This window comes from Peribacillus sp. TH16 (genome assembly GCF_016651095.1).
Classification (GTDB): domain Bacteria; phylum Bacillota; class Bacilli; order Bacillales; family DSM-1321; genus Peribacillus; species Peribacillus butanolivorans.
Genome location: NZ_JAEKEM010000002.1, coordinates 2,252,491 through 2,265,124 on the forward strand (window position 1 = coordinate 2,252,491; position 12,634 = coordinate 2,265,124).

Sequence of the window (12,634 nt, forward strand, 5' to 3'; positions counted from 1 at the left end):
CCATAGAAATGAGTAATATAGGCGGCCACCTTCCCATTTCGAATGCTAGATGTACATAGACTGCTTACAAAATATGCTATCAAATCAATAAATTAAGCGAATTTCTTGAAGAATCATGCCAACTTTATGAATAATCTTGCTAATTAACCCTAAAATTATGCGAATAGTAATTTTTGCACAAAAAAAGAATCCAGAGCCTTTTCCTTCTGAATCCTTGATTAAAACCAACATATTCAAGACGAGCTTTTGTATAATCCTGAATTTCATGATCGATTACATCGAGATGTATCAGGGCGGTATTCTCCCTTTTCAAGGGTATCAAACCCCATAACTGCTGTTAGAGGATTTCTAATTTCACGAAAATATTGGACGATATTCGTCGCAGTAACACCAATGTAGCTTTGTGATTTTCGGTTATGGAAGTGTTCTTTTCTTCTATATAATGATTCCCTTTAGATCCTTCCTCAATTATCCTGCTAAAATGGCTGATCCATAGGATCCTCTATTAAATTGCTTCCTTTTGTAGATTGCTTACATTTTTCTACTTTGATATATTTAGTGAATATTCCTTCAATTAGAAAAGAGGCTACCTTATGAAAAAATCCTATATTCTCTTATTTCTCATCTTGGCCAATCTGTTTTGGGCCGGCAATTATATATTTGGCAAATACGTTGTGACTGAACTTTCCCCAATCCAACTAACATTTACCCGCTGGCTAATTGCCGTTTTCTTATTATTCCCACTAGCCCATTGGATTGAAAAACCAAATTGGAAGAGTGTATGGAAAGCCTGGAAAGTACTTTTAGCAATGGGTTTACTCGGCATCATCAGTTATAATTTTTTCCTTTATTGGGCTCTGACCTATACAACATCCATGAATGCTGCTCTTGTCAATTCAATTAATCCTGCATTAATCGTTCTTTTTTCTGCATTGCTGTTAAAGGAGAAAATTTCAATCCATCATGTACTAGGCCTTATCATTTCATTATTCGGCGTATTATTAGTCTTAACAAAAGGACATCTCCTGGAAATTTTCCATCTCACTTATAATAAAGGCGACCTATTGATGATTCTGGCTATTCTCGTTTGGACCTTCTATTCAATAATCGGGAAAAAGCTGAAAAGCATTCCGATTATTTCAGCCACAGCCGTTTCTGTATTTCTCGGTTTGATTCTCGTTGCTCCATTTGCCATTGGCTCTGGACTGAACTTTGATTTAAGTGGCCCAGCAATCACAGGTCTTTTATATATTGGAATCTTCCCATCCGTAGGTTCCTTTATTTTCTGGAATATTTCGCTTCGTCATATCAATGCCAGCCAGGCTGGAATTTATCTTAATCTGATTGCCGTCTTTACCGCCATTCTAAGCCTGATTTTAGGACAAACGATTACTATCGTCCAAATCCTTGGGGGGCTACTTGTCTTCACTGGCGTCTACTTGACGAGTAAAAAGAAAAAGGACCTTCAAGCTGTCACGAAGTCCATGTAAAAGTCATTCGGTAATTTGCATCCATGAACGCTTTCTTGCCTTTCCCTCTTGTCTATCTATCATGATTTACGTTATCCTTTAAAGAAGAAAATCTGAATGTAAAGGTGTGCTTTAGTTGAGGATCAATAAATATATTAGTGAGTCCGGGATTACTTCGAGACGAGGCGCGGATAAATGGATAGCCGAAGGCCGCGTAACGATTAACGGATCTGTTGCTGAGCTTGGCAGTCAGGCTGAACCAGGCGATGATGTTCGGGTTGATGGTAACCCCATAAAGGTAGAACAGCAAAATGTCTATATTGCGCTGAATAAGCCAATAGGCATTACGAGTACGACAGAAAAACACATTAAAGGAAATATTGTTGATTTTGTTAATCATCCACTAAGGGTTTTTCATATTGGACGTCTTGACAAAGACTCAAGCGGCCTCATCCTGCTTACAAATGATGGTGATATCGTGAATGAAATTCTGCGTGCAGAGAATAAGCATGAAAAGGAATACATCGTAACTGTGGATAAGCCGCTTACCTCTTCTTTCATACAAGATATGGCATCTGGCGTGGAGATTTTAGGTACGAAGACACTTGCTTGCAAGATCAAACAGTTGAACAAATATACGTTTAACATTACATTAATGCAAGGATTGAACAGACAAATCCGCCGTATGTGCTCAGCGCTAGGCTATGAGGTCCGCGATTTACATCGAATTCGGATCATGAACATCCATTTGGATGGGTTAGCCCTCGGACAATGGCGCGACCTAACGAAGGATGAATTGAGGGAACTGTTTACCGAGTTGGATTATACGCCTAGGCAGAGATGACTCAAAAGGATGCCCCTGAGTTCGGGGGCATTCTTTTTTAATTCAATCTGTCCTAGACTTTTCAACATAGACTTAACTTTACTCGCGAATTTTGCACTTTTACTCGTGAAATTGACTATTTTACTCGTGAGTTTCGATTATTTACTCGTAAATTCCAAAATAAAAAGCAACCTGCGATAGGCTGCTCGTTATCGGCTATAAATTACACCCACCATAAATCAGTTGGGCTTTCGTTGATGAGGACAGTTTTCAAATTGGTTACTGCACGTTGAAAACCTTCTTCAACTGACATTAGCGGGTCTTCATGTTCAATGCTAACGACATAGTCATAGCCATATGTGCGAAGTGCACTCATGATGTCGGACCACTCTTGAAGACTGTGGCCGCAGCCCACCGAGCGAAAGTTCCAGGCACGGGTTTGGATGTTTCCATATGGCTGCATATCGGTAAGGCCATACATATTGATGTTATCCTGATCCAAGTATGTGTCTTTTGCATGGAAGTGGTAGATTGCTCCCGCTTTCCCAAGGATTTTGATGGCTCCCACCGGTTCGATCCCCTGCCACCAAAGATGGCTTGGGTCAAGGTTAGCGCCGATTGCGTCCGATGTAGCTTTCCGTAGTTTTAGCAAAGTGTAAGGTGTGTGAACGAGAAAGCCTCCGTGCAGTTCGAGTCCGATTTTAATATTGTGTTCATCAGCAATTGCTGCAGTTTTTTTCCAATAAGGAATCAACTTTTCTTCCCATTGCCATTTCAAAACATCTGTATACTCATTCGGCCATGGCGCAACAGGCCAGTTTGGATATTTAGCTCCTTCGTGGTCACCCGCCGTACCGGAAAATGTATTGACGATTGGGACATTCAATAAGGACGCAAGCTTGATTGTTTTTATGAGCGTTTCATCACTTTCTTTGGCAAATGATTTATCTGGAGAGATGGGATTGCCATGGCAGCTGAATGCACTGATAGTTAGGCCTCTTGTTTGAACAGATTCCAAGTATTTTTTGCGCTTTTCTTCACTTTCCAACAGTTCATCTAACGGACAGTGGATATTACCTGGATACCCGCCTGTACCGATTTCAACTGTTTTTAAACCGGAGGCTGCCACATAATCAAGCATATCCTCGAATGATTTTTGTGCGAATAGTACTGTAAAAATCCCTAACTTCACTAGCCCCACCCCACCTTTACATTAATTGATACTCATAACCTTTCCACTTGCTGAGCTTTGATAAATGGCTTCTATTATCTTCGAAACTTTCATGGCTTCCGATGGTTTTACCAATGGTTCGGCAATTCCGAGGCAGCTATCAATAAAATTCTCTGCCTGTTGGAGATCGGGTGTATCCTCTCCAGGCATCCATACCGCCTCACTATTTAATAGCATACCGTGCTTTGCCTGATTCAAAATTAAGGGGAACACATCCAGTCCGCCCTGCGTTCCGGATAAACTCAAGACTGTTGCTTCTTCACGGATATTCGCGGCCCATGATGTTTCGAATAATAAAGATGCACCGTTGGCAAATTTGATATACGCGGTAGCATGATCATCTACTTCAAATACAGAGGCATCGAAATTGCCCCATAGATTGACCTGATCGACACCCTTACTGACATAATTATATGTTGAACCTACAATTTCAATCGGCTCCGGGTCATCCATCAGCCATAAGGCCAAATCAAGTAAATGGCAACCGTAATCAATAACGCTTCCTCCACCCTGCAATTCCTTACTCGTAAAAACTCCCCACCCAGGAACTTTCCGACGTCGGATTGCCTGCACACGCGCTACATACGGCTCACCAATTTCACCGGCCTGGATCATTTTCTTCGCAGCCTGAGCTTCCTTCATAAAGCGGTAATGGTAAGCGATAGATAGTACTTTCCCCGATAAATTTGCAGCCTCGGTTATTGCTTTACATTCCTCGGTTGTAATCGCCATAGGCTTTTCGCACAACACATGTACACCTGCTTGCAGCGCGGCGATAGAAATTTCCGCATGAAACTTGTTTGGCGTGGCAATCGTAACTGCATCCACTTCCGCGAACATTTCTTCATAATTGGTAAAGACCTTTTCGATATGATATTCACGTGCCACATCTCTCGCCTTCAGTTCATCTATATCCTGAATTGCGTATAAAACTACCTTGTCTTGAAATTTTTGAAAAGCTGGGATATGCCTTTGTTGAGCAATTCCACCAGCACCGATTATTCCCATTTTTAATTTGTACATGATGACTATTAACCCCTTTATAAGCGGATGATTTTTCTGGATGCATTCGATTCCATCGCGCCAAGAATGACTTTTAATGATTTTAATCCTTCAACTCCTGAGACGAGAGGCACCTCATTGTTTACCACACATTTTACAAAGTGGCTGATTACTTCAGAATCATGCTGTCCTTCAGAGTCATTTGTCTGGATGCTACCTAATTCAATGGTTTCCGTCTTACCATTATCATGATGAATAATCAGAGAGTATTTAGGATCGTCTTCAAGACGTAATACGGCTTTTTCAGCATAAATGACCGTCGCATTGTCTTCTTTCGCATACGACCAGCTGGCTGTGAGAGTACCAATAATTCCGCTCTCCGTTCGCAGAATACAGGCAGCACTGTCATCAACATCTGTATTTTTCTTGGCAGTCGTTTCTACAAATGCTCCTACTTCAACAAATTCCTCTCCCAGGATATAACGCAATAAATCAGCTTTATGAACGCCTAAATCGCCCATAGCACCGATAACTGCCTGATCTTTTTTAAAAAACCAACTGTCCCGTCCGTCCACGGCCCAATTCTCTGGTCCGGAATGTCCAAAAGCCGTTCGGAAGCTGTAGACCCTCCCTATCTCACCACTATCAATAAGCTGTTTCGCTTTTTGATGAGAGGGGACAAAACGCTGATTATGACCAATCATTAATATTTTGCCGCTTTTTGAAGCTGCTTCATTCATTTTTTCTGCGTCATTTAAAGAAGTTGCCATTGGTTTTTCACAAAGAACATGCTTACCTGCTTCCAAGGCAGCAATTGTGATTCGGGCGTGCAAGTAATTAGGGGTACATACACTGATAGCCTCAATCTCCTCATTCTTCAAAAGTTCTATATAATCAGTATATGCTTGTGCCTTATACCTTTGTGCTGCTGTATTCGCCCGGTCTTGCACAATATCACAAACGGCAATTATCTCTGTTTCCTGGATCGCTTCGTATTCTGGAAAATGCCTGTTTTTTGCAATACTGCCGCATCCAATGACGCCTACTTTCACTCTGCCCATTCTACTCTCTCCTTCACTTCATCTCTTTATTGAGATAGTTTCCAACGGTTCGGCTTTTCCATATACCGATTTATTGTTAACTTCCGGCTTGACCCACTCAACTGCATTCTTAATCACCCGTTGTATTTGCGGATTATGGTATGTCGGATATGTTTCATGACCTGGCCGGAAATAAAAAATCTTACCTTTACCACGCTGATACGTACAACCGCTTCTGAATACCTCCCCACCTTCAAACCAGCTGATAAATAATAGTTGGTCCGGCGTAGGGATATCAAAATGTTCCCCGTACATCTCTTCCTTTTCAAGTTCTATATATTCTCCGATTCCCTCAACGATTGGGTGACTTGAATCAACAACCCAAAGCCGCTCCTTTTCATCCGCTACCCGCCATTTCAAATCGCAAGTCGTGCCCATTAATTGTTTAAAGATTTTTGAGAAATGTCCAGAATGGAGGACGATAAGACCCATTCCCTCGAGTACCCGCTTATGAACCCGTGTGACAATTTCATCATGAACTTCTTCATGTGCGACATGTCCCCACCAGAGAAGTACATCGGTTTTCATCAGTATCTCTTCAGTTAAACCATGCTCTTCTTCCTCGAGTGTAGCCGTCTTCACCTCGACCTGTTCGCTTTGTAAAAAGCCAGCAATCGCACCATGGATTCCATCCGGATAAATTTCAGCAACATCAGGTTTTTCTTTTTCATGGCGATACTCATTCCATACTAGAACTCTCATGAACAATCTCCTCCACATTAATTTGTCGGCAACTTGCTCTATATGTTTAACTACTACCTCTTAATTTCGAACGCAAACGTTTGCGTTTGAAATAATAAAAACTCAGTCGATTATAAGAACATACTTGGCATTTCGAAAAGTATGAATTTCAAAAAATTGTTAGTGATAATCTTTATTGTAAATTTATGTTAGCAAAAATCAAGCTTTAATTGGAAAAACATTTCTACACTTTTCATTTATTTTCCTTTTTAACAACAAAATGCGACTCTCGCTTTATGATTTTAGTTGGAATCCTGATACTTTTTTCCATCATTTCGGGATTTGCAATTAAATCAAACACACATTTTGCCGCTTCAAAGCCTAATTGATACGTATGAATATCGACTGTTGTAAGTGGCGTACTTAAAAATTCAATAAACTCTGAATGATTAAAACAGACGACGCTAACTTGCTCAGGTACTTTTAAATTCTTTTCCGCCAACACCCCTAGTAAAAGTACTCCCAATAAAAGATCCATTACCATAAAAGCGGTTGGAGCTTCCGGTAGATTTAGTAATTCCTTGATTGCCTTTATTCCATCTGCTCGATTTAAAGGGATCAGCTTGATATATTCCTTTGGCACATTTAATTCGGCCTGTTCCATAGCTTGTTGAAACCCTCTTAAACGGGCTTGAATCACTTCAAACTCAGGGCTCCCCCCTAAAAAAGCGATTCTCTGATGACCAAGATTGATTACAAACTCCGATAATTCCCTGGCTGCTTGAACATTATCGTTATCAATGAAGGTGATTCCGCTCATGTTCGTACTTGGTTTCCCAATCAAAACAAATGGAAAGCCCTGCTTTAATAAATAGGGCACCACTTTATCATCCTTTTTCGAATACAAAACAATCATACCGTCCACCCGTCTACCCTGAACCATTTTCACGACGTCTTCAAAAATAGCATCCTCGGTTTCACCGGTCGTTAGAGAAAGACTGTATCCCTCTTTATTGCAAAAATCCCCGATTCCACGGATAACCTCTGGAAAAAAAGGATTGTAAAGCGATTCTCTGGCTGAATTTTTCATGACGATTCCAATGGCCTTGGTGGATTTCGTGACCAAATTCCGGGCATTTTCATTCATATGATAGCCCATTTCCTTTAATACCTTACGTACCTTACGCTTTGTCTTTTCACTGATTGCTGGACTGTTATGGATAACACGCGATACCGTTGATGGAGCGACATTCGCTTTTTTGGCAACGTCCTTTATCGTAACAGACATATTCAACACCACTTCCCGTTCACCGCACATGGCTTAATATTCCCTATATTTAAATACTTATTTAACGGCACCATCCGCAATTCCTTTGATAATTTGCCTCTGAGCAAAAAAATACGCGATAATGACTGGAATAATGGATAAAGTAAGCCCAGCCAAGGCTAGATGCCATTGTTTCGTATACTGTCCGAAAAAGAAGAATAATTTAAGCGGGATTGTCTCCGAGCCAGCGCCTCCAATAACAAGGGATGGCAACAGGTAGTCGTTCCAAATCCAAATAACATTTAAGATTCCAACTGTAATCGACATAGGTTTTAATAAAGGAAAAATGATATACCAAAATACTTGAAACCTGTTCGCTCCATCTATTTTCGCAGCTTCGTCAAGCGAGGTAGGAATCCCTTTTAAAGTACCGTGATACAAGAATATCGAGAGACTGCTGCCAAAGCCTAAATACATGAAAATCAACCCAGCCTTGTTCAACATCCCAAGCTGTCCGAATTGGGCAACAAGCGGTATCATCACAGATTGAAATGGAATCAACATGGCTGCCACAAACACGAAGAAGAGCAAAGAACTGACTTTACTTTTGTTTCGTGAAAGCGCATAAGCCGCCATTGCTGAAAAGATAATAATTATTACTACGCTGACGCCCGATATCAATAAAGAATTAAATAAAGTCCGAAGGAAATCCAATTGTTCGAAAGCTTGAGTAAAGTTTTCGAATGTCCAAGTTTTAGGCAACCCCAGCGTGTCGGCAAAAATATCACGTTTCATTTTAAAAGCATTGACAATCATTAAATAAAACGGAGCGAGCCACAATAATGCCAAGATGAAACCGATGAATCCAACCAGCCATAGCTTCCATTTTTTTCTCATTACAGCTCAACCTCCCTTTTCTTATTGATATACACTTGTGTTAGAGAAACTGCTGCCACAATTACGAAGAAGATAACGGCCTTTGCCTGTGCATATGCCATATCATTTTCGGTAAAAGCGGATTTAACAATGTTCATCGCAACCATTTCAGTTGAGTTATAAGGCGCTCCGTTAGTCAAAGAAAGGTTTTGATCATAAATTTTAAAGGAGTGGGAAAGCGTTAAGAACAAACTAACGGTAAAAGCCGGTGCTACAAGCGGAAAAGTAATATGGCGAAAACGTTGAAAGCTGTTGGCCCCATCAATTTTAGCCGCCTCGATCAGTTCTTCAGGAACCGCTTGTAAATAAGCAATATAAATGATCATGATATAGCCAGCCATTTGCCAAGACGTTAAAATGATTAATCCCCAAAAACCGGTTTCTGTCGTTGACAACCAGCCATTAAAAGCTTCAATCCCTGTCAAATCACCAATTGCGCCGAATACTTTAATAAAAATAAACTGCCAAATAAAACCGAGAATCAAGCCACCAATCAAATTTGGCATAAAGAAAACTGTCCGAAGTAGGTTGCTTGATTTAATTTTCGACGTCACGATAAGCGCTAAACTCAAGCCGATAATATTAATTACCACAATAGCTGCTACTGAAAATTTAATGGTGAACCAAAATGTATCCAGAAACCCTCTATCCGTAAACAAGTCTATATAATTTTTAAGCCCTATAAAGTCCGGAGTTCCAAGACCGTTCCAATTCGTAAATGAATAATAAAATCCGTAAATGAGTGGCACAATCACCACCAAAATGAGTGCAGCCAGAACAGGTGTCAAAAACAGCCAATATGCGGCATCCCGATTTCTCAATGAAACCGACCTCCTTATGAAAGATATATTAGTAGAAAATGAGTTTTAATTTCGGAATCGAAAATCGAAGAATATCTAGTAACCGAACTTTCCCTTTAACGACTTTCTTGTAACAAGGAACAACCAATCGACACAGCTTTCGACGGCGATTGGTTGTTTCCCATTTACGGAATACTTATTTACTGTGAATTTTCTCCCAATTTTCAATATTTTGTTGCACAAGTTCATCCCATGTTAGTTTACCGGTTACGTATTTTTGGACACTTGCACCTAGGTCATCATTCCAACCAACTGGATATCCATTAAAAACCCAGCCAGTCGTCTTTCCATCTTGTGAATATTTATAAATTTCTTTTGAAAGTGGATCGGCAATTTTTTCTACGTCATACCCTTCATAAGCTGGAATGAATTTAAAATCCTCCAAAACAGCTTTTTTTCCTTCATCAGATGTATACATCCAGTCGAGGAATTTCTTCGCTTCTTCCTGAACTTTTTCATCTGATTTTTTGTTCACTGCCCAATAGTTTGGAACCCCAACTGGCATCCCCGCAGCTGTATCCCCATTCGGAATCGGGATAATACCAATACCGTTTTCGGCTAACTCAGGATCCATATCGTACACTGTGTTATACACCCAGTTTCCTTGCTGAATGATTGCAACCTTTTCAAGCGAGAACAACTCTTCCACTTGTTGTGAATAATCTAGACTTGCCGTCGGCTGAACGGAATATTTATTTTGAATATCGACCAGTTGCTTAAACTTGTCTCCATCCGTAAATTTAACGGTTGGTGACTTGCTCGCAGTTAATACATTCCCATCAAATTCAGGTGCTAAAAAGACATTTGATAAGTGGTTTCCTGTTACCCACTTCTCTTTAACCGGATAAGCGAAAACCGCCTCGATTTTCAATTTATCTTTCTGTGAATCCAGTTTTTTAACCGCAGCCTCTAATGCTGAATAACTAGTAATTTCTTCAGGTTTAACTCCGGCTTCTTCTAAAATTCGTTTGTTATAAATCAAGCCGTATCCTTCTTGGTTAAATGGAAGCCCTAGAACGTGCCCGTCCTCTTCCACGCCATCCAATGTACCATCAAGCGCAGCAGCTGCAGCCTTTGTATCCTTTAAATCTAATAATCTATCTTTATATTGTTCAACATCTATTGGTCCGCCAATGTTAAAAACTGCTGGCTCCTCACCTGAAGCAAACTTTGCAGTAATGGCTGATTTATAATCATTTCCACCACCCACTGTTGATATCTTGATTTTTACATTTGGATTTTCTTTTTCATATTGTTTTGCCAAATTCTCAAATTGCTGCTTAAACTCTACTTTGAATTGAAAGATATCCAGCGTCACTTTATCTTTGTCTTTAGAGTCACTGTCTCCACCTGTAGAAGAAGAGCATCCAGCCAAAATCACACTAAAAATTAATAAAACAGAAAAGATTCCCCCGTACCATTTTTGAAGTTTCATGCCTACCAACTCTCCCTTTTTCATAAGATCTTATGCAAATTCAAGAAAACGTTTGCATAAAAAGATAAAAAAATATACACTTCTAAATCTACTATATTATTATTCTATCCAACCTTTTATACATCACCTCCTTACAGGAATACTGTAAACGTTTTCATTTATGCGTTTTATATTACCACTAAATTCCATACTTTACAATTAATTTGTATTTTTTTGTAAACAACAAGTAGGATATAAGCCTTGTCTACTTAATTATATGATTCACAAACCTAAGATTATTCCTTTATTTGATTATAAAAATTATCGTAATGGACATTTATTCTAAATAAGTTTTAAATAGGGAAACCCAAAGGCTCCCCTCTATTCACTTCAATATCATCTTCACATTGGATGAACCATACTCATCCTTTAGTTCATAATATTTATCACTTGCTTGTCCAAATTCTTCAAACACACCACTAATAATCAGTTCATTCGTTTCCTTATCAACTATGCTGTACTTGATATTGCTTTTCCCAAACTTTCTGTCATCCACTTTTAAAAGGATCATATTGGACACACCTCCATATTTAATGGCTGCACTCCTCAGGGTGTTTGGATTCTTACTTACATAATATAACAAATTATTCTTAATTTACAGATTTTTCTCTTTTTGGAAAAATAAAAAAAGCCTATTTAGGCTCTTTGCAATTATTTCTTTAGTTCCAAATCAAATGTTTCAAAAATACTATATAGGATTCCCCATTAAAAGGAACCTCATTGGCTCCTCAATATGGTTTTAAGACTTCGAAATATCTAAGAATCCTTCCCCAAATACATCACGAACATCATGTATGGCTATAAAAGCACTTCTATCAGTAGACTGTACAATTCTCTTTAATTTGAGTACCTCTTGCTTACTAATAACAATATATAGGATTTCCTTGGATTCTTTTGTATAGTATCCATGACCACTAAAAACAGTCACCCCTCTATCCATCAAAACGGTTACTTGTTTTGCAATCTGATCTGCTTCTTTTGAAATAATAGTAATAGCTTTTTTCGGGTTCAATCCTTCAATGATGAATTCCATCGTTTTTGTTCCAATATAAAGCATAAGGATAGTAAGCATTAGACCTTCTGCACCAATAATAAAATAAGATGAGAACGCAACGATTAAATCGAAAAACAGAAGTCCATAGCTTAAGCTCCATCCCAAATACTTATTCGTAATTCGGGCTAAGATCGTTGTACCGGCAGTCGTGCCTCCAACTCGAATGATTATGCCAATACCTGCACCGGCAAAAACACCGCCAAATATCGCATTGACGACCAATTCATCTGAAGATATACTCCAACTTTCGGTTAAATGGAGGAAAAGTGAATTAAATGCAACGGCTATGATTGTATAAACCGTTGTTATTTTCGACAAATATTTATAACCGACAATGAGCAGGAAAGCGTTAATAATCAAACTTAACAGCCCTGGTGACCATTCAAAAAGATAAAACAAAATGATGGTTATCCCCGTGACTCCTCCCTCACCAAGTTCATTGGGAATAACGAAAAGATTTATTGCCAAAGCGAAAATAAAAGCTCCTATTAATATAAAGAAAACATCTAAAGAAATCTTTTTCATATTTAATTACCTTCCTTTATGTAATGGTTAATGTGAAAAGAAATAGGTTAATTTCACTGCTCTATAGTAACATGGAATTCCATTTAATCCTTCAAAGATTTGAAGGTTTAACAAAAAGACTACGTTGGAAGTTAGATTATCTTCAATGAACAAGATTAATACATACAAAGGCACTAATTTTCACTAAGCTCTTTTATACATTAGCTTAACAA

12 protein-coding genes are annotated in these 12,634 nt (G+C 39.0%); 2 read left to right on the forward strand and 10 right to left on the reverse strand.

Annotated elements, in window-relative coordinates; all coding sequences use genetic code 11:
- The first annotated feature begins 593 nt into the window (after positions 1–593).
- Both JFV29_RS10805 and rluF read left to right on the forward strand, forming a co-directional pair.
- Positions 594–1,490 carry a DMT family transporter gene (locus JFV29_RS10805; RefSeq protein WP_201183146.1) on the forward strand — a complete coding sequence of 299 codons (897 nt, stop codon included), beginning with the start codon at positions 594–596 and terminating at the stop codon, positions 1,488–1,490.
- A gap of 115 nt (positions 1,491–1,605) precedes the next feature.
- Positions 1,606–2,313: a 23S rRNA pseudouridine(2604) synthase RluF gene (rluF, locus tag JFV29_RS10810; RefSeq protein WP_201183148.1), complete on the forward strand. Its 708-nt coding sequence runs from the start codon at positions 1,606–1,608 to the stop codon at positions 2,311–2,313.
- Positions 2,314–2,515: 202 nt separating this feature from the next.
- Here the strand turns inward: rluF and JFV29_RS10815 are convergent, their stop codons facing one another.
- From JFV29_RS10815 to JFV29_RS10860, 10 genes are all read right to left on the reverse strand, one after another.
- Complete coding sequence (locus JFV29_RS10815) at positions 2,516–3,484, reverse strand: TIM barrel protein (RefSeq protein ID WP_201183150.1); 969 nt, start codon at positions 3,482–3,484, stop codon at positions 2,516–2,518.
- 21 nt (positions 3,485–3,505) lie between these two features.
- Positions 3,506–4,546 carry a Gfo/Idh/MocA family protein gene (locus JFV29_RS10820; RefSeq protein WP_053344283.1) on the reverse strand — a complete coding sequence of 347 codons (1,041 nt, stop codon included), beginning with the start codon at positions 4,544–4,546 and terminating at the stop codon, positions 3,506–3,508.
- Between the two features lie 17 nt (positions 4,547–4,563).
- Complete coding sequence (locus JFV29_RS10825; RefSeq protein WP_201183152.1) at positions 4,564–5,586, reverse strand: Gfo/Idh/MocA family protein; 1,023 nt, start codon at positions 5,584–5,586, stop codon at positions 4,564–4,566.
- Positions 5,587–5,604: 18 nt separating this feature from the next.
- Positions 5,605–6,327: a ThuA domain-containing protein gene (locus JFV29_RS10830; protein ID WP_056522646.1), complete on the reverse strand. Its 723-nt coding sequence runs from the start codon at positions 6,325–6,327 to the stop codon at positions 5,605–5,607.
- Between the two features lie 232 nt (positions 6,328–6,559).
- Positions 6,560–7,594 (reverse strand): LacI family DNA-binding transcriptional regulator, encoded by a 1,035-nt coding sequence (locus tag JFV29_RS10835; RefSeq protein WP_053344280.1) that lies wholly within the window; start codon positions 7,592–7,594, stop codon positions 6,560–6,562.
- A 57-nt stretch (positions 7,595–7,651) separates the two neighbouring features.
- Positions 7,652–8,470: a carbohydrate ABC transporter permease gene (locus tag JFV29_RS10840; protein ID WP_053344279.1), complete on the reverse strand. Its 819-nt coding sequence runs from the start codon at positions 8,468–8,470 to the stop codon at positions 7,652–7,654.
- Positions 8,470–9,330 carry a carbohydrate ABC transporter permease gene (locus tag JFV29_RS10845; RefSeq protein ID WP_053344278.1) on the reverse strand — a complete coding sequence of 287 codons (861 nt, stop codon included), beginning with the start codon at positions 9,328–9,330 and terminating at the stop codon, positions 8,470–8,472. Before JFV29_RS10845 ends, JFV29_RS10840 begins: the two co-directional genes overlap by 1 nt.
- A gap of 175 nt (positions 9,331–9,505) precedes the next feature.
- A complete protein-coding gene (locus tag JFV29_RS10850) occupies positions 9,506–10,804 on the reverse strand; it encodes an ABC transporter substrate-binding protein (protein WP_201183154.1) in 1,299 nt (432 codons plus the stop codon).
- A 364-nt stretch (positions 10,805–11,168) separates the two neighbouring features.
- Positions 11,169–11,354, reverse strand: coding sequence for a hypothetical protein (locus tag JFV29_RS10855; protein WP_201183156.1), 186 nt, complete (start codon positions 11,352–11,354; stop codon positions 11,169–11,171).
- A gap of 228 nt (positions 11,355–11,582) precedes the next feature.
- Positions 11,583–12,422 (reverse strand): YitT family protein, encoded by an 840-nt coding sequence (locus JFV29_RS10860; protein WP_053344275.1) that lies wholly within the window; start codon positions 12,420–12,422, stop codon positions 11,583–11,585.
- Between the last annotated feature and the right edge of the window lie 212 nt (positions 12,423–12,634).